This is a genomic window from Saccharothrix syringae, from assembly GCF_009498035.1.
Classification (GTDB): domain Bacteria; phylum Actinomycetota; class Actinomycetes; order Mycobacteriales; family Pseudonocardiaceae; genus Actinosynnema; species Actinosynnema syringae.
The window spans coordinates 5,542,707-5,564,973 of sequence record NZ_CP034550.1 but is presented as its reverse complement, the minus strand read 5'-3'; the positions used below and the strand labels follow the sequence as shown (position 1 = coordinate 5,564,973).

Here is a 22,267-nt window from a genome sequence, read left to right as displayed (position 1 = left end):
TGCACGTCGTTGCGCAACGACGTGTGACGGGCGCGCCCCCTCCCCGCCCGCTGGCTCCGACCCGGGCTCTCAGCTCCAGGCGAGCACCGACTCGACCTCGACGTCGAGCTGGGGGACCGGGATGTGGCCGAACTGCTCGACCACCACCCGCCCCTCCCGCCGCCGCCAGGTGCCGTGCACCCGCCCGTCGACCACCACGTGCGGCACCGGCACCCCGCCCGGGGGCTGCACCAGCGGCGCGTGCGCGGGGTCGAGCAGCAGGTCCCGGTCGCGGTAGCCGAGCAGGAACGTGTCGAACGGGCCGAGCAGCCGCACCGTCTCGGGCGCGTCGGGTTCGGGTTCGGGCGCGTCGTCGGCGGGCAGCCGCCAACCGTGCTCGCCTTCCACCAGCTCGTCGGCGGGGAACCCGGCGTGGAGCAGGTCGGCGGGCAGCCCGCTCCACGCGGCGAGGTCGTCGACCGTGGCGGGGCCGTAGGCGCGCAGGTAGCGGCGGACCAGCTCGGGCACGCCGTGCCCCGGCTGCGCCGGCTCGGGCAGCAGCCGGTAGGTCGAGGCGCCCGCGCAGACCACGCCCTGGTTGGCGGCGTAGGCCAGCAGGTGGGCGGGTGCGGGCGTGGTCGGGTCGAGCGGCACCCCGACCTCGGCGAGCCGGTCGACGACCTGGGCCCGGTTCAGCGGTCCGGTCAGCACCTCGCGCAGCGCGGGCAGCGCCCGCGCGCACAGCTCGTCGGTGAGCCCCAGCTCCAGCCGGCGCGCCCGCCCGCGCGCGGTGTTGACCGGACCGAGCAGCGCCACCAGCCAGCCCGCGTCCTCCCGGCGCACCAGGTGCACCGCGCCGCGCATCGCGCAGGTGCGCACGACCTCGCCCCGGTCCAGCGCGCCCCGCAGGTCCGCGGGCGCCAGCCCGGTCGTGCGCGCCCGGACGGCCAACCCGGCCGCGGTCAGGTCCTGCGCCTGCACCGCCACCACGTCGTGCAGCAGCCCGGCCACGTCGCGGGCGGGGCTGGTCAGGCGTTGCGCCCGCATGCGCAGCGCCCGCGCCCGTCCGGCGGTCACCGCGGCCCCGCGCCCGTCGAGCCGCGCACCACCAGTTCCGGCATGAACACGAACTCGGCGTGCGGCGCGGGGGTGCCGCCGATCTCCTCCGGCAGGGCGTGCACGGCGGCCTGCCCCATGGCCTCGACCGGCTGCACGAACCACCGGGGTCCGACGGCCGGCCCGATCCGCTCGCGCCCCGGCTCCACCAGGTGCGAGACGGCCAACCGCACGGCCGTCCGGTCGTCGGTGGGCATGAAGGGCGCGGAGACGCGCTCGGTGTCCGCGGTGGAGTCCGCGGTGGAGTCGGCGGGCGTCTGCGTGCACAGCAGCGGCGTGCAGCCGATGAGCCCGGCGCTGCGCTGCCGCAGCCGTGGCGGGCGCTCGTACCCGAGCGGGTCCACGGCCGCCACGAGGGCCTGGCGGGCGGCGGTCGGGACGCCCGACTTGCCGTTGAAGACCCGGCTGACCGTCGCCTCGCTGACCCCGGCCTGCGCGGCGATGTCGCTCAGGCGGGCGGGGGCGCTCTCCATGTCCGTCCTCTCCACTGCGGCCACACGCGCAACGGATGAAAACCTTTGCAAGGACTTTCAGCAAGTCTTGACAGGCGACCGGCGGGGCGGGGCGTCGACCCGGTGGCCGCGCCGGTGCCCGGTCGAGGCCCGACAGGCTTTCCCGGGCACGGTGTCGCCGTCGGACCGGGTCTTCCTGGTGGTGGCTGCCGGATCAGGCCCCGGGCGCGGCCGCGGGCGCCAGGTCGGGGGAGGCCAGGCACTTCGCCGCCTGCTCGGCCCCCGCCGCCATCGCCCCGGGCACGTCGGCGCCGCCCAGGTGGGCGACCAGGAAGCCGGAGAAGAAGGCGTCGCCCGCGCCGTTGGTGTCGACGATTCGGTCGATCGGTGCGGCGGGCACGCGGTGGACCCGCCCGTCCTCGACGGCGAGCGCCCCGGCCGCCCCCAGCGTGGCCACGGCGGGTTTGCCGGTCGAGCGCAGGAACGCCAGCAGCGCGTCGTGGTCGGGGAAGCCGTCGTCGTTGAGGAAGAGGCGGTCGGCGGCGTGCAGGAAGTCGCGGTGGAACTCGGCGGTGCCGTCGTAGTCGTGCAGGTCGCACCAGACCGGGACGCCGGCCTCGCGGGCGGCGGCCAGCAGCGGGCGGGCGTGCTCGGCGAGGTCGATCACGGCCACGTCGGCCCCGGCCAGGGCTTCCAGGGCCCGGTCGTCGTGCCGGGGTGCCCGGAGGTCGGGCACGGAGAGGTAGATGGAGACGCGGCCGCCGTGGGGGTCCATGAGGTTGAGGTGCTGCTCGGTGGCGCCCTCGGCGGTCTCGGCGACGACCTCGACGCCGGCGTCGGCCAGGGCGGCGAGCACCGCCCGTCCGGGCTCGTCGTCGCCGACCGCGGTGCGCAGGGTGACCCGGGCGCCCAGGGAGGCCAGGTTGAGCGCTTTTCCGGCGGAGGTGCCGCCGACGGTGGTGCGGTGGCCGGTGGCGAAGGTGGTGTGGGGCCGGGCCTCGGGGAGCCGGTCCAGTCGGACCAGCCGGTTCCACGAGACCGGGCCCGCCACGAACACCCTGGGGTTGTGCACCGGTCCATTGTGGGCGGTGGTGGTCGGGACCGGCCAGGGGGTCGCCACCACCGTCCCCTGAAAAAGTTTGCTAGAAGGAAACTTCCAGGGACTCCACGCGCAGGCTCAGCGGCGGGGCGGGCACCGAGCTGACCGACTCCAGGCGCAGGTCGGGGCAGCGGGCCAGCAGGACGCGGAAGCACTCGTCGGCCTCCATGCGGGCCAGGGCGGCGCCCAGGCAGTAGAACGCGCCCAGGCCGAAGGCGGTGTGCCGGTTGGGCTTGCGGGTGATGTCGAACCGGTCGGGGTCGTCGAAGACCTCGGGGTCCCGGTTGCCCGCCGACATGGCCAGGTAGAACCGCTTGCCGGCGGGCAGCTCGTGGCCGCCCAGGCGGACCGGGGCGGTGCTCTGCCGCACGATGGTGCTCGCCGGGCCCGCGCAGCGCAGCATCTCCTCGACCGCGCCGGGGGTCAGCGACGGGTCGGCCTTGAGGCGGGCGAACTCGTCGGGGTGGTCGAACAGCAGCACCAGGCCGTTGGTGATCAGGCCCGCGGTGGTCTCGTGGCCGGCGAACAGCAGCAGCACGCAGTTGGCGACGATCTCGTCCTCGGTGACCTGCCCGTCGCGCTCGGCGGCGACGAACATGCTGATCAGGTCGTCGCGCGGGTCGTCGCGGCGCTGCCGGACCAGGCCGCGCACGTAGTCCTGCATCTCCAGCACGCTGCGCTGCGAGCGCCGCAGCCGGTCGACGTCGGCGAGCTGGAAGATCGCCAGGATGTCGCGCGACCACGCCCGCAGCCGCTCGCGCTCGGTGGTGGGCATGCCCAGCATCTCGGCGATGACGTTGGCGGGCAGGGGGTAGGCGAGGTCGGTGACCACGTCCATGCGGCCGCGGTCGGCCACGGCGTCGAGCAGCTCGTCGGTCAGCTCGCGCACCCGCGGGCGCAGGCCGTTGACGGTGGCGGGGGTGAAGTAGCGCTTGAGCAGCTGCTGGAACCGCACGTGGTCGGTCTCGTTGGTGTGCCCCATCCACAGCTCCATGGACAGGCGCAGCGGGCGCAGCTCCTCCTGCTCCTCGGCGGTGAACAGCGACAGCATCTGCGCCATGTTGGCCGGGACCATGGTGCGGTCCTTCAGCGCCGCGACGATGTCGGCGTGCCGGGTCAGCAGGTAGGCGTCGAGCTGGGGGACGGCGCTGATCGGGGCCTCGGCGCTGATGCGGCGCAGCAGGGCGTCGGGGTCGGCCACCGCCTCGGGGGAGAACAGGTCCTGGGCCGGTAACGCGAGGGAGTCGGTCATGCCCGCCAGTCTGGCCATTCCGCCCGAGACCGCACCAGGCGGACCAGCTCAATGGCGTAGCCGAAAGACTCTCATGTACTGGTGTTGATAATTTCAGTGTCGACTTAAGATCGACAACGGTCGCGGCGCCGGGCGCGGCCTTCCGCGGCACCCCACCCGACCTTCCTCGGCACCCCGCCCGGTCCTCCGCGGTCACCCCGCCGCGGAGGACCCCGGGGTCAGCCCTGGCGGGACCACCAGGCGCGGCCGGTGTCGCCGAGGGTGGAGATGGGGTCGTAGTAGGGGTGGCGGCGGTCGAGGGCCTCGGCGTCGTCGAGCTCGATGCCGGTGCGGTAGTTCTTGGTCCAGTAGGAGATGCCCAGCTCGCGGTCGTAGTCGTGGAGCTGGTGGACCCACCGCTTGCCGACGTAGGGGACGTCGCAGACGATGCGGGGGGTGGCGTAGCCGGGCAGGTAGCCCATGATGGCGTGCTGGAGGGCCTGGGCCTCCCAGACGGCGACGCGCCAGTGCTCGGCGTTGGGGATCATGTCGCACATGTAGAAGTAGTAGGGCAGCACGTTGGCCTCGCCCTGGAGGGCGAAGCAGAGGTCGAGCAGGTCCTCGGGGGTGGCGTTGACGCCCCGCATGAGCACGCCCTGGTTGCGCACGTCGCGGACGCCGACCTCCAGCGCGGTGCGGGCGGCTTCGGCGACCAGCGGGGTGACCGACTGGGCGTGGTTGACGTGGGTGTGGATGGCGAGGTTGACGCCGCGGCGGGCGGCGGTGCGGGCGACGCGTTCGAGCCCTTCGACGACCTTGGGCTGGAGCCAGTGCTGGGGCAGGCCCGCGAGGGCCTTGGTGGCCAGGCGGACGTCGCGGACGGTGTCGATGTCGAGCAGCCGCATGAGGAAGTTCTCCAGTTGCGGCCAGGGGACGTTGGCGACGTCGCCGCCGGAGACCACGACGTCGCGCACGCCGGGGGTGCGCTTGAGGTAGTCGATCATGCGGTCCTGGCGGTCGGCGGGTTTGAGGGCGAGCTTGTGCTTGGCGACCTGGGGGGTGGAGTTGCCGACGAGGTCCATGCGGGTGCAGTGGCCGCAGTACTGGGGGCAGGTGGAGACGAGTTCGGCGAGGACCTTGGTGGGGTAGCGGTGGGTCAGGCCCTCGACGACCCACATCTCGGCCTCGTGGAGGGAGTCGCGGGTGGAGTGGGGGTGGCTGGGCCAGTGGGGGTCGCGGTCGGAGTGGACCGGGAGCATGTAGCGCCGGATCGGGTCGGCCAGGAAGGCGGTGGTGAAGCCGTCGGGGTCGAGGGGGGCGTGGGGCGCCATGGTGTTGAGCATCTGGGGCGGGACCAGCATGGACATGGTGGCCAGGTGCTGCTGGTCGGCGGCGAGGTCGTCGTAGAAGCGGTCGGCGAGCAGGTCGCCGGCGACGGCGCGCAGCTGGGCGGGGTTCTTGACGCAGTGGGCGCGTTGCCACTGGGCGTCGCGCCACTGGGTGGTGGTGACGTGGCGCCAGCCGGGGAAGCGGCGCCAGTCGGGTTCGACCAGTTCGCGGCGGGCGTAGGTGTAGGGCTGGGGTGTGGCCGGCGTGGTGGCGACCTCGTGCAGCGCAGTCATCCATGCTCCCTGCTGGTCGTGTGGCGTGAAGATATGCTGCCAGATGGCCAGATCGGCGTAAATATTCCGCCGGGGAGCGTTTCGGGGGCGTTGTGCGTTGGGAGGGGTATGCGGGTGTTCGCGGTGGTGGTGGTCGGGCTGCTGGTGGAGTGGGCGGCGGTGGTGGCGGCGTTCGGCGCCTGGGGCGTGCTGCCGACGCTGGGCCTGCTGGTGCTGGGCGGTGTGGTGGGCCTGGTGCTGCTGCGGCGCGAGGGCACGCGGGCGCTCGGGGCGTTCTCCGAGGCGGTGCGGACGCGGCGCGCGCCGCACCAGGAGGTGGCCGACGGCGTGCTGATCGCGGCCGCGGGGCTGCTGATCCTGGTGCCGGGCTTCCTCAGCGACCTGGTGGGGCTGTTCCTGCTGTTCCCGCCCACGCGGCGGCTGGTGAGCAGGCGCATGGCGCGGCGGGCGGAGGAGCGGGAGCGGGCGCTGCTGCTCAACCTGCGGCACGGGCGCGACCCGATGGCCGGTGGTGTGGTGGTCGAGGGTGACGTGGTGGACCTGGCGCCGCGGACCCCGGCGACCGGTCCCGCGCGGCCCGAGCTGCCTTAGCGGCGGCGCGCGGTCTGCCCGGCGGGGAGGCCGAGGGCGTCGGTTCGAACCCGCGACCTGCTCCGCCTGCGGTACGCCGCCCGGGTGTCGCCGAACCGGGCGTTGGGTATGTGAAGCGGCATGACGGTCATCGGTGTGCATGCCTCGCACGAGCAGGTCCACCCCAGCGCGCTCCTGGCCGCCGTCCAGCGGGCCGAGCAGGTCGGGTTCGACGCGGCGATGTCCTCGGACCACTTCTCGCCGTGGAGCAGCAGGCAGGGGCAGTCGGCGTTCGCGTGGTCGTGGCTGGGTGCGGCGCTGCAGTCCACGAGCCTGCCCTTCGGCGTGGTCAACGCCCCGGGCCAGCGCTACCACCCGGCGATCATCGCCCAGGCCATCGCGACGCTGGGCGCGATGTACCCGGGCCGGTTCTGGGCGGCGCTGGGCAGCGGTGAGGCCAGCAACGAGCACGTCACCGGCGAGGTGTGGCCGGACAAGGCCACCCGCAACGCGCGGCTGCGCGAGTGCGTGGAGGTGATCCGCGCGCTGCTGCGCGGCGAGGAGGTCACCCACCGGGGGCTGGTGACCGTCGACCGGGCCAGGGTGTGGACCCGGCCCGAGGAACCGCCGCTGCTGATCGGTGCGGCGGTCAGCGAGCAGACCGCGCGCTGGTGCGCCGAGTGGGCCGACGGCCTGATCACCGTCAACGCCCCGGTCGAGCAGCTGCGCCGGGTCCACGACGCCTACCGGGACGCGGGCGGTCGCGGCAAGCTGCACCTGCAGGTGCACCTGAGCTGGGCCGAGACCGACGAGGAGGCCGCGGCGATCGCGCACGAGCAGTGGCGCAGCAACGTGTTCGCCCCGCCGGTGTGCTGGGACCTGGACCTGGCCGAGACCTTCGACATCGTCTCCGAGCACGTCACCGTCGAGCAGGTCGCGCGGGTGGTCAACATCTCCGCCGACCCCGCGCGGCACGCCAAGGTCCTGCGCGAGTACGCCGACCTGGGCTTCGACGAGATCTACCTGCACCACGTGGGGCAGGAGCAGCAGCGGTTCCTCGACGTGTTCGGCGAGCGCGTGCTGCCGGAGGTGCGGGGGTGAAGCTGACCAGCACCGCCGACCTGTGGTGGAAGAACGCGGTGGTCTACTGCCTGGACGTGGAGACCTTCCACGACTCCGACGGCGACGGCTACGGCGACTTCCGGGGCCTGATCCAGAAGATCGACCACCTGCACCGGCTGGGCGTGACCTGCCTGTGGCTGATGCCGTTCTTCCCCACCCCCGACCGCGACGACGGCTACGACATCACCGACTTCTACAACGTCGACCCGCGCCTGGGCACGCTGGGCGACTTCGTGGAGTTCGTGCGCACCGCCCGCGACCGGGGCATGCGGGTGATCGCCGACCTGGTGGTCAACCACACCTCCGACCAGCACCCGTGGTTCCAGGAGGCCCGCGACCCGGACTCGCCGCGGCACGACTGGTACGTGTGGGCCGAGGAGAAGCCGCCGGACGCCGACCAGGGCGTGGTCTTCCCCGACAAGGAGAAGTCGCTGTGGACCTACGACCGCAAGGCGGGCAAGTACTACCTGCACCGCTTCTACCGGCACCAGCCCGACCTGAACGTGGCCAACCCGGCGGTGCGCGACGAGATCGCCCGGGTGATGGGCTTCTGGATGGAGCTGGGCCTGTCGGGGTTCCGGGTGGACGCGGTGCCGTTCCTGCTGGAGGCGCCGGTCGAGGCGCTGCCCGACCCGCACGACTACCTGGCCGACCTGCGGGCGTTCCTGTCGCGCCGCAACGGTGAGGCGGTGCTGCTGGGCGAGGTCAACCTGCCCTACACCGAGGCGATGAGGTTCTTCGGCGGCGCCGACGGCGTGGGCGACGAGCTGCACATGTGCTTCGACTTCATCGGCATGCAGCAGATGTACCTGTCGCTGGCGCGGCAGGAGGCCAGCCCGCTGACCCACGTGCTCAAGGAGCGGCCGCAGCCGCCGCGCGACTGCCACTGGGCCACGTTCGTGCGCAACCACGACGAGCTGACCCTGGACAAGCTCACCGAGCCCGAGCGGCAGGAGGTCTTCGCCGCTTTCGGCCCGGACAAGGACATGCAGCTCTACGGCCGCGGCCTGCGCCGCCGCCTGCCCTCGATGCTGGGCGGCGACATCGAGCGGGTCAAGATGGTCTACAGCCTGCTGTTCTCCCTGCCCGGCACCCCGGTGCTGTTCTACGGCGAGGAGGTGGGCATGACCGAGGACCTGTCCCTGGAGGGGCGGGAGGCCGTGCGCACCCCGATGTGGTGGGACGCCGCGGCCGAGCAGCGCCGCGACCCCGACTCGCTGCTGTCGTGGGTGCGGCTGCTGGTCGAGCGCTACCGCGAGTGCCCGGAGCTGGCGTGGGGCACCGTGCGGGTGATCGACACCGCCGAACCGTCGGTGCTGGCGCACCGCTGCGACGTCGACGGCGGCACGGTGCTGGCCGTGCACAACCTGGGCGACCACGACGCGGTGGTGGAGGTCGGCGATCTGGACGGCGACCTGACCGACCTGCTGGTCGACGGCACGGTGCCGGTGAAGAAGGGCAAGGCGCGCATCGAGCTGGGCCCCTACGGCTGCCGCTGGTTCCGGCGGGGCGGCGACTGAGGCGGGGGTGCCGGGCGGACGTGGTGCGGGCCGGTCGGGATCGGCTCGCGGCTGGGGGCCGGGGCGAGGTCGACGCGGGCCAGAGTCCGCAGGAGGGTGTGGTCCGCTGGGGTCAGGAGGTGATCCCCAGGCGGGTGCCCAGCCAGGGCAACTGCTGCTCCAGCCCCGGCCCCCACACCTCCCACCCGTGCCCTCCGGGCAGCACCGACAGCGCCACGTCCATGCCCGCCCCGCGCGCCGCGGCGTACATCCGCTCGCCCTGGGCGCGGAACTCCTCGTCGTCGGCGCCGACGACGAAGTGCCCGGCGGTGCCGGGGAAGCGGCGGGCGGCCATGACGTCGCGGGGGTTGACCGCGGTGAACGCGGCGGTGTCGCCGCCGAAGGCGTCGGCCACGCTCTGCTCGCGGCTGCCCCGGCGCGGCTCGTCCTCCCCGGAGATCGCCAGGAACGTCGGGTAGCGCTCGGGCGCGGTCACGGCCATCTGCACCGCGCAGGTGCCGCCGTGGGAGAACCCGCCGAAGGCCCACGCCCGCGGCGCGGGGTCGACCTGGAGGGTGGCGGTCACCCAGTCGGGGACGTCGCGGGCGAGGTAGGTGCGGGCGTTGCCCAGGTGCGAGTCCAGGCACATGGGGTTGTCCAGGGTGCCGCCGAGGTCGTCGGGCACGACGACCACCGGGGCCAGGCCGCGGTGGGCGGCGGCGTAGCGGTCCATGCGGCGGGCGAGCAGGCCGCCGTCGAGCCAGTCGCGGGGGTTGCCGGGCTGGCCGTTGACCAGCACCAGCACCGGCAGCAGCGGTCGTGGTGAGACCCGGTAGGCGGGCGGCAGCCACACCCAGCCGGGGCGGGCGGGGAACCGCGAGACGCGGCCGGGGATGGTCACCGGGGCCACCACGCCGGTGGCGGGCAGGTTCTTCGGGGGGTTCCAGGTGCTGTCCAGCGGGGTGTCCCCGGCGGTGGCGGCCACGGGCTGGCCGGGTGGCAGCACCTGGTCCAGGGTGGTCTGCGTCCACGAGGGCAGCCCCAGCGCGGCGCGGACGGTGGGGTACTGGCCGTAGTGGGCGTTGACCAGTTCCGCGCAGGCCAGGACGACCACGACCGCCGCGGGCACCCACGCCAGGCGCCGGGCGCGGCGGGGGCGCGCGAGCAGCCGGGTCGCGGCCAGCGCCAGGGCCAGCAGCGCCACGGCCGCGCACAGCGGCACCACCGGCGGCAGGGGGTCGCGCACCGGGCCCCACCGGCGCAGCACCGGCACGGCGACCGCGACCGGCACGACGGCGACGGCCGCGGCCACCGGCACCCGCCGCAGCCACCACGGCCCGCCCCGGCCGGCCAGCAGCGCGGCCAGCGCGACCGCGCCCGCCGCCACCGCGGCCACCATCGGCCGGGACCCCGCCAGCAGCGACCAGTCCAGCAGCGACCAGTCCAACGGCGACCGGCCCGGCAGCGACCGGCCCGGCGGCGGCCACGTCAGCGGCGGCGGGTTCGGCAGCACCCAGCCCGACGGCGCCCAGTCCAGCACGTCCCGGATTCTGCGCCCCGGCGTCCCGCCGCGCAGCAACGCCCCGCCTCCACGCCTCCACGCCTCCACGCCTCCACGCACCCGCGCGTCGCGGGTGGCGCTCGTCCGGCCGGTGCCGTGCGGGGTTCTCCCGCGGCGGGGCGCTTCAGCCGAGCAGCCGCCTGGTCAGCGCGGCGAACTGGCGCACCGAGGCGCCCGGCAGGTAGGCCCGGGTCAGGGCCTGCGCGATGGCCGGCAGCGCCGCGGTCTCCGGGTAGGCCAGGTGCAGGGGCAGGTAGCGCGGCTGGAACTTGGCCTTGAACGCCAGCAGCGAGCGGAACCCGTAGACCGGTTCCAGGGTGGTGGCCAGGTAGTCGAGCAGGCGTTGCAGCGGGGTGGCGGGCCCGCCGCGGTCGTGCCGGGCCAGGGGCGCGCCGGACAGGCTGAGCACCAGCGCGCCCTCGTCGCGGCAGGCGCGGGCGGCGGAGGCGATCAGGAACTCCACCACGCCGCGGAACCCGTCGGTGCGCCGCCGCATGAAGTCCAGGGTCCAGCCGACCACCTGCCCGTCGCGGTGCACGGGCAGCCAGCTGGTGACCCCGTGCACGGTGCGGTCGGCGTCGACGGCCAGCAGCAGCCGGGTGCCGGGGTCGGCCAGTTCGGCCAGGCCGCCCAGGGTGAACCCCATCTCCGGCACGCCCTTGTCGGCGATCCACTCCTCGGAGATGGCGCGCACCTGGTCGACCAGGCCGCGCGGGGCGGTGGCCAGCCGGTGCCACTCGGCGGTGATGCCGGCCCTGGCGGCGTGGTTGAGGGCGGTGCGCACGTCCTGCCAGCGGCGGCCGTTGAACGCCAGGTCCGGCAGGTCGAGCACGGTCTCCTCGGCCACCTGCACGGAGGCGTACCCGGCTTCGGCGCAGGCCAGGCGCACCGGTTCGGTGACGGCGTAGAAGCAGGGCACCCACCCGCTGTCGCGGCAGAACCGGGTGAACCGGGCGACCGCGGCGGTGTCGGTGCCGGGTTCGCCGAAGGGGCCGCCGGTGGTCAGCGCGACCGACCCGACGACCCGGTAGGCCACGGCGGTGCCGCCGTCGGGGGTGAACCAGTACCGGTGGCCGGGCCACAGCACCATCCACGCCAGGTTCGACCGGGGGTCGCGGCGCAGCAGCGCCTCGACCCGCTCGCGCTCGCCGGCCTGCCGCGCGCCGGGGTCGGTGGTGACCAGGCGCAGCAGCACCGCGGTGGTGAACAGCCAGAACAGCGCCCCGGTCCACTCGAACAGCAGGGTGGTGGTGCCGGTGGCGGGCAGCAGCGCCGGCGGGATCTCCACCAGGTAGCCCGGCGGCACGAACCGCTGGGGCAGCTCGGCGAGCAGGTCGCCCCACCCGGCGGCCCGGTCGAACCCGCCGCGGGCGGCCCACCCGCCCACCAGCCACACCGCCGAGGCCGCCGCCAGCGCCAGGCCCACCCTGGCCGCGGCGCGCCGGGTGCGCGGGTCGCCGATGCCGAAGCGGGAGCGGGTGGCCACCAGCAGGGCCGCGACCAGCAGCGGCACCGCGGGCGGCAGCAGCACCGCGGCCAGGGGGTGGCCGTGGTGGTGCTGCCAGAGGTGGGTGCCGGCGAAGAAGACCCGTTCCTCGCGCGGGGTGCGCACCACCGCGACGGCCAGCAGCACGCCCCAGCCGAACAGCAGCAGGTGCAGCACCAGCGCCGAGCACCACGCGGCCCGCCGGCCGCGCCGCAGCCCCTCGGCGGCGGCCAGCGACAGCAGCACCGGCACGACCGTGAGCACCGCCGGGCCCAGGCCGGAGACCCGCAGCCGGGCCTGCAGCCGGCGGCACCCCAGCGGGTCGTCGCCGGCCGCGCACAGCGCCCGCACGGTGTCGGCGTCGGGGGGAGCGGGCAGGAACAGGGCCTGCAGCACCGACAGCGGGCCCACGGGCGTGCGGGTCAGCGCGGCGACCACCGGTCCGACCGCGCCCACCGCGACCACCAGCGCCACCAGGGCCCGCGCCTCGGCCGCGGAGGGCGCGTGGCGGCCGGCGCGGTGCCCGCCCGCCGGCAGCGCGGAGGGCACCGCCGACAGGGCCAGGCCCACCAGCCCGGTGCCCAGCGCCAGCAGGTCCGCCAGCCGCCCCGAGTACAGCGCCGCCACCACCAGGCCCGCGACCAGCAGCAGCCGCAGCCTGCGGCGCCAGCGCGGCCCCAGGTGCCCGGACCCGGCCAGCACCACGCCGACCACCGCGCCGACCGGGCCCAGCGCGGTCTGCCCGGCCAGGGCGCCCATCCACTCCCGGTCCACGCCGGCCAGCGCCGCGACCAGGCCCACCCCGGCCAGCGACCCGAGCACCTGCACGACCACCAGCAGCACCGCCGTGCGCGCGGAGCCCAGGCGCCGCTCGACCACGGGCAGGGCCGCCAGCGCCACCAGCGCGGCGAGCGCGTAGCCGCCCCAGCCGGGTGCCCACAGGCCCGCGGTCAGCGGTGTCCACCAGCGCCCGTCGGCCAGCGCGGGCACGCCGACCGCGACCGCCCGCCGCACCTCCGGCGGCGGGCCGGCGGGCAGCGAGCGGGTGGCCAGGGCCAGTGCCCACGGCAGCGCCACCGCGGCGGCGGTCACCGGTGCCGCCGCCAGCGCGCGCCGCGCCCGGCCGCCCCGCGCGGGTGCCTCCGGTCCGCCGGTTCCCCCGACCTCGTCGATCATCGGTCCACGCCTCCCCGTCCGGACTCTACTGCGGCGGCGGGCGCGCGAAGGGGCCCCGCGCTGCGGGAACGCGGGGCCCCTCGTTCGTCGTGGACGCGGGTCAGCAGCCGCCGCAGTTGTAGTAGGTGACGTCCCAGTGGTTGCCCTCCAGGTAGTAGACGTTCCCGGAGCCGGACTGCCACTTGCTGCCGCCGATGGAGGTGAAGTTGTTCTTCACGTAGGAGTCGATGCAGCTGCCCAGCCGGTAGTCGAGCTTGTAGCCGTTCCAGTGGCTGTAGGTGCCGCTGGCGTGGCCGGTCTCGGTGCCGCCGGTGATGGTCAGGGCGCAGCCGCTGGCCCGCTTGAGGGTTTCCGCGCCCTGGATGGTCGTCAGGTTGACCTGCTCGAAGGAGGTGCAGGTGGAGTTGTTGCGGTCGCTGCACCCGCCGCTGGAGGTCCAGGAGATGCCGGCGGCGCGCAGCCGGGAGGTGGCCTGGGCGTGGGTGAGCTTGGTGACCAGCGCGGTGACCGGGGTGTCGGCGGAGGGGGTGAACACCGGGTCCTGGCCGGCGGGGGCGGCCGCGGCGGTGCCGGCGCCGGCGACGGCGAGCAGAGCGGCGGCCGCGGCGACGAGGGCGGCGCGGAACCTGCTGACGTGCATGGGTGTCCTTTCGCAGGGGCGGCCCGCCCGTGCGGGGCGGGTGTGCTCGGGGACGCCCGCGGCCGACGAGTGCGAGGGCGGCGGCCGCGGGCGGGGACGTCCCGGCCGACACCCTACGAGGTAACGGCTTTCCGCACAGCGGCCGAGTGGGAGATTTTCCGGCAACGCGGATCGGGGTAACGAGACCGCTTCGGGCCGCCGAACCGGCGGGATCGGCGCTCGGCCGGTCGAACCGGCGGGGTCGGCGGGGTCGGCGTGCGGCCGGTCCCGGCCCCGCGTGCGCGCCCGGGGCGTCGGACCTCGACGCCGACGGGGAGCGGCCTGCCGAGGGGCCCCTCGTGCGCGGCCGGGGCGTCGGGTGCGGGGCGTCAGGAGTCGACGCGGCGGATCACGCGCGCGGGGTTGCCGACCGCGACGACGCCGGCGGGCAGGTCGCGGGTCACCACCGCGCCCGCCCCGACCACGGTGTCCGCGCCGATGCTGACCCCGGGCAGCACGATCACGCCGCCGCCCAGCCACACGTTCTCGCCGACGACCACGGGCGCGCCCCTGACCCACTTGGCGCGGCGCCCGGCCGGGTCGACCGGGTGGGTCGAGGTGATCAGCTGGACGTTGGGCCCCATCAGCACGTCCGCGCCGATGGCGACCGGCGCGACGTCGAGCACGACCAGGCCGGTGTTGGCGAACGTGCGCGGCCCCACGCGGGTGTTGCGGCCGAAGTCCACGCGCAGCGGCGGCAGGACCACCACGTCCTCGCCGACCTCGCCGAACAGGTCGGCCAGCAGGCGCCGGCGCAGGGCGGCCTGGCGCGCGGAGGTGTCGTTGTAGGCGCGCACCAGGTCGTCGGCCCGGGCCGCGTCCTCCAGCAGCTCCGGGTCGTCGCCCCGGAACAGGTCCCCCGCGAGCATCCGCTCGCGCATGCCGCGCCCGTCACCGCGCCCGTCGCCGCGCTCCATGGCGGAACTGTACTCCCCGTCCTTGCGCGATCTTGACGCTGCGCGCAAAGATATTCGGGTCAGAGGTGATTCGACCGGAGGATTTCCATGACTTCGCCGTATGGTCTGCACCGCGTCCTGGAACCGGCGGGCGTGCTGCCGCAGCAGGCGTGGCGGCTGGACCCCACGCCGGTGTGCGGCGCGGACGAGGTCGTGGTGGACGTCGAGCGGCTCAACCTCGACGCCGCCTCCTACCGGCAGCTGCGCGAAGAGCACGGCGTGGCGGGCCTGCGGCGGGCGGTGCTCGACATCGTCGCCGAGCGGGGGAAGGTGCAGAACCCGGTCACCGGCTCGGGCGGGATGCTGCTGGGCACGGTGCGCGAGGTCGGCCCGGACTCGCCGCTGGGCCTGCGCCCGGGCGACCGGATCGCCACCCTGGTCTCGCTGACCCTGACCCCGCTGCGCATCACCGACGGCCTGGAGCGCTGGGACGGCACCGACGAGCAGGTGCCGTGCGCGGGCACGGCGGTGCTGTTCGGCCGCTCGATCGCCGCGGTGCTGCCCGACGACCTGCCCGACGCGCTGGCGCTGTCGGTGCTCGACGTGTGCGGCGCGCCGGCGCTGACCGACCGGGTGGTGCGCCGCCGGGCGGCGCGCTCGGTGCTGGTGCTGGGCGGCGGCGGCAAGTCCGGTTCGCTGTCGCTGGCCGCCGCCCGCCGCGCCGGGGCCGGCAGGCTGGTGGCGCTGGTGCCCGCGCAGGCCGAGGCGGCGGCGGTGCGCGCGGCCGGGCTGGCCGACGAGGTGGTGGTGGCCGACGCGCGCGACCCGGTGGCCGTGGCCGCCGCGGTGGGCGAGCCGGTGGAGGTGACCGTGGTGTGCGTGGACGTGCCCGGCTGCGAGCACGGCGCGATCCTGGCCACCGCCGACGGCGGCACCGTGGTGTTCTTCTCCATGGCCACCTCCTTCCCGGCCGCCGCGCTGGGCGCCGAAGGGCTGGCCGCGGACGTGGAGATGCTGGTGGGCAACGGCTACGTGCCCGGTCACGCCGCGTTCGCGCTGGACCTGCTGCGCGCCGAGCCCACCGTGCGGGCCCTGTTCGAGCACAGGCAGACTCAGCAGGCGTGACTACTCTCCTCGTGGGCGGGCGCATCCACTCCCCGACCAACCCCGACGCCACCGCGATGGCCGTCGCCGACGGCACCGTGGTGTGGCTGGGCCAGGACTCCGTCGGCCGCGCCCTGCACCCCGGCGCCGAGGTCGTGGACCTGGAGGGCGCCTTCGTGGCGCCGGCGTTCGTGGACGCCCACGTGCACGCCACCTCCGCGGGCCTGCTGCTGACCGGCCTGGACCTGACCGGCTGCACCTCGCTGTCCGGGCTGCTCGACGCGGTGCGCGCCGCGGAGGGCCCGACGGTGTGGGGGCACGGCTGGGACGAGACGCGCTGGCCGGAGCGGCGCCCGCCCACCCGCGCCGAGCTGGACGAGGCCGCGGGCGGCAAGCGGGTCTACCTCTCCCGGGTGGACGTGCACTCCGCGCTGGCCTCCACCGCCCTGCTGGAGCTGGCGCCCGGCGCCCGCGACGCCGACGGCTGGTCCCCGGACGGGCCGCTGTCGCGCGCGGCGCACCACCACGTGCGCGGCGCGGCCAAGGACGCCGTCCCCGTCGGGCGGCGCCGCGCCGCCCAGGCGGCGTTCCTGCGCCACGCCGCCTCCCGCGGCATCGCCTCGGTGCACGAGTGCGCCGGCCCCGACATCTCCTCCCGCGACGACCTGGCCGACCTGCTGGCCACCGACCTGCTCGACGTGGTCGGCTACTGGGGGGCCACCGAACCGGTCGACCTGCCCGTGCGCGGCCTGGCAGGCGACCTGTTCGTCGACGGCGCCCTGGGCTCGCGCACCGCCGCGCTGTGCGAGCCCTACGCCGACGCGCCCGACACCAGCGGCGCGCTCTACCTCGACGCCGACGCCGTGGCCGAGCACCTGGTGGCCTGCACCCGCGCCGGCCTGCAGGGCGGGTTCCACGTCATCGGCGACGCCGCCGCGGCCGCCGTGGTCGCCGGGTTCGAGAAGGCCGCCGCGGTCGTGGGCGTGCCCGCCCTGGCCGCCCGCCGCCACCGGCTGGAGCACCTGGAGATGGTCACCGCCGAGCAGGCGGCCCTGCTGGGCTCGTTCGGCGCGGTGGCCTCGGTGCAGCCGCTGTTCGACCGGGAGTGGGGCGGGGCGTCGGGCATGTACGCCCAGCGCCTGGGCGTCGACCGCGGCACCGCGCTCAACCCGTTCTCCCGGCTGGCCGCCGCCGGGCTGGTACTGGCCCTGGGCTCGGACGCGCCGGTGACGCGGGTCGACCCGTGGGCCGCGGTCAGGGCCGCGGTGCACCACCGCACCGACGGCTCGGGCATCTCGCCGCGGGCGGCGTTCAACGCCCACACCCGCGGCGGCTGGCGCGCCGCCGGCGTCGACGACGGCCTGACCGGCACCCTGCAGCCCGGCGCGCCCGCCACCTACGCGGTGTGGCGGGCGGGCGAGCTGGAGGTGGCCGCACCGGACTCGCGCGTGCAGCGCTGGTCGACCGACCCGCGCTCGCGCGTGCCCGCCCTGCCCGCCCTCGACGGGCCGGCACCGACCTGCCTGCGGACCGTGCTGCGCGGCCGCACGATCCACGAGGAGGAGTGAGACGTGGCGCTGCTCGACCTGGACCCGCAGGTGGTGGCCAAGGCGCGCGCGCTGGCCGCGCGCGCCGCCGAGCCCGTCGTGGCCATCGCCAGGGCCCACACCACGGTGGCGGTCGAGCGCGCCACGCTGCGCCTGGCCGGCATCACCGGCGCGGACTCCACCCACCGCGCCGGTGACGTGCCGTGGGTCAACCGGGTCGTGGACACCGTGCGCGAGCACTGCGGCCTGGAGCACGGCGTGGTGCTGCCGGTGTTCCACGCGCTGCGCCGCCACGACCTGGGCGGCCTGACCGAGCTGGCCGAGGCCACCGCCGCCGGGCAGGTCCGCTACAGCCTGCCCACCGGCCGCGACCGCGACCGCGCCCGCCGCGCCGCCACCGCCGCGGTCAGGCGGGGCCTGCGCACCGTCGACCGCAACCGCGCGCGGCGCGACAAGCTGGTGGCCCGGCTGGGCGACCCGCCGCGGCGGCCCTGGATCTACCTGATCGTGGCCACCGGCGACATCGACGAGGACGTGGTGCAGGCGTGCAACGCCGCCCGCGCCGGCGCCGACGTCATCGCCGTGATCCGCTCCACCGGCCAGTCCCTGCTCGACTACGTGCCCGAGGGCGCCACCCACCACGGCTTCGCCGGCACCTACGCCACCCAGGAGAACTTCCGCGTCATGCGGGCCGCGCTGGACGGGGTGTCGCGCGAGGTCGGCCGCTACGTGCGGCTGACCAACTACGCCTCGGGCCTGTGCATGCCCGAGATCGCCGTGCTGGCCGGGCTGCAACGGCTGGACATGATGCTCAACGACTCCATGTACGGCATCCTGTTCCGCGACATCAACCCGATCCGCACCTTCGTCGACCAGCGGTTCTCCCGGCAGGTCCACGCCCGCGCCGGGATCGTCATCAACACCGGCGAGGACAACTACCTCACCACCGCCGACGCGGTGGACGCCGCGCACACCGTCACGGTCTCCCAGCTGCTCAACGAGCACTTCGCGCACGAGGCGGGCCTGCCCGACCACCTGCTGGGCCTCGGCCACGCCTTCGAGGTCGACCCGACCGTGCCGGAGTCGTTCCGGCTGGAGCTGGCCCACGCCCTGCTGGCCCGGGAGCTGTTCCCCGACGCGCCGCTGAAGTGGATGCCGCCGACCAAGCACATGACCGGCGACGTGTTCCGCGGCTACCTGCTCGACGGGTTCTTCAACCTCGCCGGCGTGCTCACCGGCCAGTCGATCCTGCTGGTCGGCATGATGACCGAGGCCGTGGTGACCCCGCTGCTGTCCGACCGCGACCTGGCGCTGGCCAACGTCCGCTACGTGCTCGACGCCGCGGGCGGCCTGGCCGAGGACTTCCGGCCCGCGCCCGACGGGCTGATCGTCAAGCGCGCCCACCAGGTGCTGGGCGAGGCGGTGGACCTGCTGGAGCGCATCGTCGACCAGGGCCTGCTCACCGCCATCGCCGAGGGCACGTTCGGGTTGATGCGCCGGCCCGCGGACGGCGGCAAGGGCGCCGACGGGGTGGTGGAGAAGGCCGGGGACTACCTCAACCCGGCCGCGGAACTGCTGGAGGCGGACCCCGGTGGTCCGGCGGGGGTCGGTCCGGTGGGGGTCGGTCGGGTGGAGGTGGCCAGGTGAGCAGGCGACACGTGCGGCCCTACGGCGACACCACCGGCGACGGCATGGTGCAGACCTCGTTCACCCTGCCGCTGCCCGCGGGTCCGAGGGCGGAGGGCGCCGCCCGGCAGCTGGCCAACCGCATGGGCATCGACCCGGCCATGGTGGTGCACGCGAAACCCATCGGCGAGGACTTCACCTTCTTCGTCGTCTACGGCCCCGTGGGGCACGTGGTCGACCTCGACCAGGTGCGCGTGGTGGAGCGGGAGTACCCGCTGCTCTCGCCCGCGGAGGTCAACGGCGCGGTGAAGCGGCTGCTGCGCCGCAAGCTGGTCGTGGTCGGCGCCTGCATCGGCACCGACGCCCACACCGTGGGCATCGACGCCATCCTCAACGTCAAGGGCTTCGCCGGGGAGAAGGGGCTGGAGTACTACCGGGAGCTGCGGGTGGTCAACCTGGGCGCGCAGGTGTCGGTGCCCGAGCTGGTGCGCCGCGCCCGCGCGGAGAAGGCCGACGCGGTCCTGGTCTCGCAGGTGGTCACCCAGCGCGACGCGCACCTGCTCAACACCCGCGAGATGGCCGCGGCGTTCCGCGAGGCGATGGGGCGGCGCCGGCCGCTGCTCGTCGCGGGCGGTCCCCGCTTCGACCCCCTGGCGGCCGCCGAACTGGGGGTGGACCGGGTGTTCGGCCGGGGTACCACCCCCGGTGAGGTCGCCAGCTACCTGGTGCACGCCGTCAAGGAGCAGCGGAAGGAGCACGCGTGAGCCTGACCGAGGGCTTCGCCGTCACCCACCGGCGCTACGTCCCGCACTCGCACGCCCACTACGGGGGCAGCCTCGTCGACGGCGCCTACGGGCTGGGGGTGTTCGGTGACGTGGCCACCGAGCTGCTGATCCGCACCGACGGCGACGAGGGCCTGTTCGCCGGCTACACCGCGGTGGAGTTCCTGGCCGCGGTGCGGGCGGGCGACGTGGTGGAGGCCACCGCGACCCTGGTGCGCATCGGCAACCGGTCCCGGGAGCTGGAGTTCGAGCTGCGCGTGGTGTGCCGCTCGGCACCGGAGCGCGGCCCGTCGGCGGCCGACGTGCTCGACCCGCCGCTGGTGGCCACCCGCGCCCGCGGCACGGTGGTGACCCCGGCGACCCGGTGAGGACCCGCGGCCGGCCCCGCCGCTAGGGCTCGTGGTCGGCGCAGGCGTCGCTGAGGTTGACCCGGTGCTCGGCGCGCAGCTCGTCGGCCAGGTCGGCGGGGTCGACGCCGACGGCCTCCACCAGGCGCAGCGACGCCGGGGTCAGCGCGGTGCCCTCCGGGTCCTCCGCGCCGGTGAGCAGCCGGTGGTTGTCCAGCTTGGTGCGCTCCTCCCGGACCTCCCGCACGCGCGGGTCGTGCCGGAACTCCCCGGCGGCGCGGCGCATCTGCTCGTCGGTGCCGAACAGCAGCCGCAGGTCGGTGCAGTAGGCCGTCGGCGTGCCCGGGACCCGCAGGCGGGGCACCGGCGCCAGCAGCGCGGCGACGGCCAGGGCGAGGGCGGCCGCCGGCAGCAGCAGGCGCGGCCCGACGGGGGTGGGCATGGTACGAACCCTGCCACCGACCGCGGTGGCGGGGCGACTCGGCGGTCGCGCTCTGCCACTATCGACGACGTGTTGAGCCTCGACCCGGGTTCCGCCGTGCCGCCCTACGAGCAGGTGCGGTCCCAGCTGGCCCGCAAGATCACCGACCGCGAGCTGGCCGCGGGCGCCCGCCTGCCCACCGTGCGGGCGCTGGCCGCGCAGCTGGGCATCGCGGTCAACACCGTGGCCCGCGCCTACCGGGAGCTGGAGGAGGCGGGTCTGATCGAGACCCGCGGCAGAGCCGGGACGGTGGTCAGCGCGGCGGGGGAGCGCAGCCGGGAACGGGTGCTGCGCGCGGCCCGCGCCTACGCCGCCACCGCGCGCGAGCAGGGCCTGGCCGCGCAGGAGGCGCTGGAGATCGTGCGCGCCGCGCTGACCGACCGGCCCGTCCCGTAGGGTCGGCGCCCGTGGCGACCGAGGACCCGGCCCGCACCCTGGCGGTGCTGTGGCGCACCAACGAGCGCACCGCGCGCAAGGACCTGGGCGTGGACCGCATCGTGGCCGCGGCCGTGGAGCTGGCCGACGCCGAGGGCCTGGCCGCCCTGTCGATGCGGCGGGTGGCCGACCGGCTGGGCGTGGGCACGATGTCGCTCTACACGCACGTGCCGGGCAAGGCCGAGCTGGTCGACGCCATGGTCGACGCGGTGCAGGGCGAGACCGAGCGCCCGGCGGAGGTCCCCGGCGGGTGGCGGGCCCGGCTGACGCACATCGCGCGGCAGAACTGGGACCTGCACCTGCGCCACCCGTGGCTGCTGGAGGTCGAGGCGCACCGGTCGGTGCTGGGCCCGGGGGTGACCGCCAAGTACGACTACGAGCTGCGCGCCGTGGACGGCATCGGGTTGACCGACGTGGAGATGGACTCGGTGCTGGGGCTCGTGCTGGCCCACGTGCGGGCCGCCGCGCGGGTGGCGGTGGAGGCCGACCGCGCGCGGCGGCGCACCGGCCTGACCGACGAGCAGTGGTGGCAGGCGGCGGCCCCGTTCCTGGCCCGGGTGCTCGACCCCGCGCGGTTCCCCGTGGCCGCCCGCGTGGGCGCGGCGGCGGGCCAGGCGCACGGCGCCGCGTACCACGGGGAGCACGCGTTCACGTTCGGGTTGGAGCGCGTGCTGGACGGGATCGAGGCGCTGGTGCGGTCGCGGTCGGGTCAGTAGGGGCGCTTGGGCATCATCACCCAGAGCGCGAGGTAGACGATGAACTGCGGTCCGGGCAGCAGGCAGGACAGCACGAACAGCAGCCGGACGGTGTTGGGGCGCCATCCGTAGCGGGTGGCCAGCCCGGCGCACACGCCGGCGATCACCTTCTGGTTCTGCGGCCTGGTCAACGTGGTCATGAACTCCACCATCCCCCTGCTCGGGTCCTGCGGCATCGGTGGTAACCCTGATTTCGTACCCCTGGTCGGGGGTCGGCAATCCCAGGGCAACCTCGATGTGATCGACACGTCGTGGCGGTCTTGCCACCTTCGGCGGTCACTCGGGTGTGTGATCCTTTGACGGTGCGTGAGGTCTTACGGCGGGTGCTCGCCGCCCGGAGCGGCGGGGACCGGTGTACGACCGGACGGCCGGGGCCACCCCGCCGAGATCCCCTGGGCCCGGGTGCACTCGCGCAGCCGCGCCGCCCGGGCGCGTGACGGTTGCTCGGTCGGTACCTGTTCGACACGCCCGGTGACCGCGTCCCCCCGCTCCTCACGTGCAGGGCACCACGACCGGGGACGGCGACGCGCCCGTAGACCGCTCCGGCGAGGCGTTGCGCGGGGGAGTTGCGGGCGCGGCCGGACCCGCTGGAGCGGATCGGCCTGCGGAAACGGGTGAGCGAGCGGGCGCGTGGCTACGAGCTCGGTACGGCGGTGGCGCTGGAGTGGTACCACCGGGACGTGATCCCGGCCGGGGACGTGC

General features: G+C 75.3%; 20 protein-coding genes and 1 pseudogene. 10 read left to right on the top strand and 11 right to left on the bottom strand.

Features of this window, described 5'->3' with window-relative positions:
* Positions 1 to 69: 69 nt before the first annotated feature.
* From EKG83_RS24160 to EKG83_RS24140, 5 genes and pseudogenes are all read right to left on the bottom strand, one after another.
* A complete protein-coding gene (locus EKG83_RS24160) occupies positions 70 to 1,056 on the bottom strand; it encodes a winged helix DNA-binding domain-containing protein (protein WP_033431173.1) in 987 nt (328 codons plus the stop codon).
* 134 nt (positions 1,057 to 1,190) lie between these two features.
* Positions 1,191 to 1,568 (bottom strand): annotated as a pseudogene (locus tag EKG83_RS24155) (LacI family DNA-binding transcriptional regulator); the annotation flags it as partial.
* 193 nt (positions 1,569 to 1,761) lie between these two features.
* Positions 1,762 to 2,619, bottom strand: a complete 858-nt coding sequence (locus EKG83_RS24150; RefSeq protein WP_033431210.1) for a carbohydrate kinase family protein — start codon at positions 2,617 to 2,619, stop codon at positions 1,762 to 1,764.
* A gap of 70 nt (positions 2,620 to 2,689) precedes the next feature.
* Positions 2,690 to 3,898, bottom strand: coding sequence for a cytochrome P450 (locus tag EKG83_RS24145; RefSeq protein WP_033431171.1), 1,209 nt, complete (start codon positions 3,896 to 3,898; stop codon positions 2,690 to 2,692).
* Between the two features lie 218 nt (positions 3,899 to 4,116).
* Positions 4,117 to 5,499, bottom strand: coding sequence for a KamA family radical SAM protein (locus EKG83_RS24140; RefSeq protein ID WP_033431170.1), 1,383 nt, complete (start codon positions 5,497 to 5,499; stop codon positions 4,117 to 4,119).
* Positions 5,500 to 5,607: 108 nt separating this feature from the next.
* Between EKG83_RS24140 and EKG83_RS24135 the strand changes: the two genes are divergently transcribed.
* From EKG83_RS24135 to EKG83_RS24125, 3 genes are all read left to right on the top strand, one after another.
* Entirely contained in the window at positions 5,608 to 6,090 is a 483-nt protein-coding gene (locus EKG83_RS24135) for an FxsA family protein (RefSeq protein WP_051765789.1), read from the top strand.
* Between the two features lie 120 nt (positions 6,091 to 6,210).
* Complete coding sequence (locus EKG83_RS24130) at positions 6,211 to 7,170, top strand: TIGR03885 family FMN-dependent LLM class oxidoreductase (protein WP_033431169.1); 960 nt, start codon at positions 6,211 to 6,213, stop codon at positions 7,168 to 7,170.
* Complete coding sequence (locus EKG83_RS24125) at positions 7,167 to 8,711, top strand: alpha-amylase family protein (protein WP_033431168.1); 1,545 nt, start codon at positions 7,167 to 7,169, stop codon at positions 8,709 to 8,711. The genes EKG83_RS24130 and EKG83_RS24125 overlap by 4 nt, the downstream gene beginning before the upstream one ends.
* Positions 8,712 to 8,823: 112 nt before the next feature.
* Here the strand turns inward: EKG83_RS24125 and EKG83_RS24120 are convergent, their stop codons facing one another.
* From EKG83_RS24120 to EKG83_RS24105, 4 genes are all read right to left on the bottom strand, one after another.
* Positions 8,824 to 10,230, bottom strand: a complete 1,407-nt coding sequence (locus EKG83_RS24120) for an alpha/beta hydrolase (RefSeq protein ID WP_211269094.1) — start codon at positions 10,228 to 10,230, stop codon at positions 8,824 to 8,826.
* A gap of 145 nt (positions 10,231 to 10,375) precedes the next feature.
* Positions 10,376 to 12,913: a bifunctional lysylphosphatidylglycerol flippase/synthetase MprF gene (locus EKG83_RS24115; protein WP_033431167.1), complete on the bottom strand. Its 2,538-nt coding sequence runs from the start codon at positions 12,911 to 12,913 to the stop codon at positions 10,376 to 10,378.
* Between the two features lie 100 nt (positions 12,914 to 13,013).
* Positions 13,014 to 13,553, bottom strand: coding sequence for a hypothetical protein (locus tag EKG83_RS24110; protein ID WP_033431166.1), 540 nt, complete (start codon positions 13,551 to 13,553; stop codon positions 13,014 to 13,016).
* A 368-nt stretch (positions 13,554 to 13,921) separates the two neighbouring features.
* Positions 13,922 to 14,509: a sugar O-acetyltransferase gene (locus EKG83_RS24105; RefSeq protein ID WP_228122180.1), complete on the bottom strand. Its 588-nt coding sequence runs from the start codon at positions 14,507 to 14,509 to the stop codon at positions 13,922 to 13,924.
* An 87-nt stretch (positions 14,510 to 14,596) separates the two neighbouring features.
* On the opposite strand from EKG83_RS24105, the gene kdd reads away from it, so the two are divergent.
* The 5 genes from kdd to kal are packed head-to-tail and all read left to right on the top strand — an operon-like array spanning position 14,597 to position 19,915.
* Positions 14,597 to 15,613: an L-erythro-3,5-diaminohexanoate dehydrogenase gene (gene kdd / locus EKG83_RS24100; RefSeq protein ID WP_033431165.1), complete on the top strand. Its 1,017-nt coding sequence runs from the start codon at positions 14,597 to 14,599 to the stop codon at positions 15,611 to 15,613.
* 56 nt (positions 15,614 to 15,669) lie between these two features.
* Positions 15,670 to 17,160, top strand: a complete 1,491-nt coding sequence (locus EKG83_RS24095; RefSeq protein ID WP_084716404.1) for an amidohydrolase — start codon at positions 15,670 to 15,672, stop codon at positions 17,158 to 17,160.
* 3 nt (positions 17,161 to 17,163) lie between these two features.
* On the top strand, positions 17,164 to 18,786 hold the full coding sequence (gene kamD, locus EKG83_RS24090; RefSeq protein WP_051765788.1) for a lysine 5,6-aminomutase subunit alpha: 1,623 nt from the start codon (positions 17,164 to 17,166) through the stop codon (positions 18,784 to 18,786).
* Positions 18,783 to 19,529 carry a lysine 5,6-aminomutase subunit beta gene (kamE, locus tag EKG83_RS24085; RefSeq protein WP_228122179.1) on the top strand — a complete coding sequence of 249 codons (747 nt, stop codon included), beginning with the start codon at positions 18,783 to 18,785 and terminating at the stop codon, positions 19,527 to 19,529. The genes kamD and kamE overlap by 4 nt, the downstream gene beginning before the upstream one ends.
* Complete coding sequence (gene kal / locus EKG83_RS24080; protein WP_033431162.1) at positions 19,526 to 19,915, top strand: 3-aminobutyryl-CoA ammonia lyase; 390 nt, start codon at positions 19,526 to 19,528, stop codon at positions 19,913 to 19,915. The genes kamE and kal overlap by 4 nt, the downstream gene beginning before the upstream one ends.
* A gap of 22 nt (positions 19,916 to 19,937) precedes the next feature.
* Here the strand turns inward: kal and EKG83_RS24075 are convergent, their stop codons facing one another.
* Positions 19,938 to 20,336 (bottom strand): hypothetical protein, encoded by a 399-nt coding sequence (locus EKG83_RS24075; protein ID WP_033431161.1) that lies wholly within the window; start codon positions 20,334 to 20,336, stop codon positions 19,938 to 19,940.
* A 69-nt stretch (positions 20,337 to 20,405) separates the two neighbouring features.
* Between EKG83_RS24075 and EKG83_RS24070 the strand changes: the two genes are divergently transcribed.
* Together EKG83_RS24070 and EKG83_RS24065 are read left to right on the top strand one after the other, a co-directional pair.
* A complete protein-coding gene (locus EKG83_RS24070) occupies positions 20,406 to 20,771 on the top strand; it encodes a GntR family transcriptional regulator (protein ID WP_033431160.1) in 366 nt (121 codons plus the stop codon).
* Positions 20,772 to 20,782: 11 nt separating this feature from the next.
* A complete protein-coding gene (locus tag EKG83_RS24065) occupies positions 20,783 to 21,526 on the top strand; it encodes a TetR/AcrR family transcriptional regulator (RefSeq protein ID WP_033431159.1) in 744 nt (247 codons plus the stop codon).
* Here the strand turns inward: EKG83_RS24065 and EKG83_RS24060 are convergent.
* Positions 21,520 to 21,705 (bottom strand): PspC domain-containing protein, encoded by a 186-nt coding sequence (locus tag EKG83_RS24060; protein ID WP_033431205.1) that lies wholly within the window; start codon positions 21,703 to 21,705, stop codon positions 21,520 to 21,522. The two genes, EKG83_RS24065 and EKG83_RS24060, sit on opposite strands and share 7 nt — an antisense overlap.
* Positions 21,706 to 22,267: the final 562 nt, after the last annotated feature.

Coding starts and splice junctions, on each gene's coding strand:
- EKG83_RS24145 (WP_033431171.1), bottom strand. CDS start 3,898: ATGACCGACTCCCTCGCGTTACCGGCCCAGGACCTGTTCTCCCCCGAG.
- EKG83_RS24140 (WP_033431170.1), bottom strand. CDS start 5,499: ATGACTGCGCTGCACGAGGTCGCCACCACGCCGGCCACACCCCAGCCC.
- EKG83_RS24135 (WP_051765789.1), top strand. CDS start 5,608: ATGCGGGTGTTCGCGGTGGTGGTGGTCGGGCTGCTGGTGGAGTGGGCG.
- EKG83_RS24130 (WP_033431169.1), top strand. CDS start 6,211: ATGACGGTCATCGGTGTGCATGCCTCGCACGAGCAGGTCCACCCCAGC.
- EKG83_RS24115 (WP_033431167.1), bottom strand. CDS start 12,913: ATGATCGACGAGGTCGGGGGAACCGGCGGACCGGAGGCACCCGCGCGG.
- EKG83_RS24110 (WP_033431166.1), bottom strand. CDS start 13,553: ATGCACGTCAGCAGGTTCCGCGCCGCCCTCGTCGCCGCGGCCGCCGCT.
- EKG83_RS24105 (WP_228122180.1), bottom strand. CDS start 14,509: ATGGAGCGCGGCGACGGGCGCGGTGACGGGCGCGGCATGCGCGAGCGG.
- kdd (WP_033431165.1), top strand. CDS start 14,597: ATGACTTCGCCGTATGGTCTGCACCGCGTCCTGGAACCGGCGGGCGTG.
- EKG83_RS24095 (WP_084716404.1), top strand. CDS start 15,670: ATGGCCGTCGCCGACGGCACCGTGGTGTGGCTGGGCCAGGACTCCGTC.
- EKG83_RS24075 (WP_033431161.1), bottom strand. CDS start 20,336: ATGCCCACCCCCGTCGGGCCGCGCCTGCTGCTGCCGGCGGCCGCCCTC.
- EKG83_RS24060 (WP_033431205.1), bottom strand. CDS start 21,705: ATGACCACGTTGACCAGGCCGCAGAACCAGAAGGTGATCGCCGGCGTG.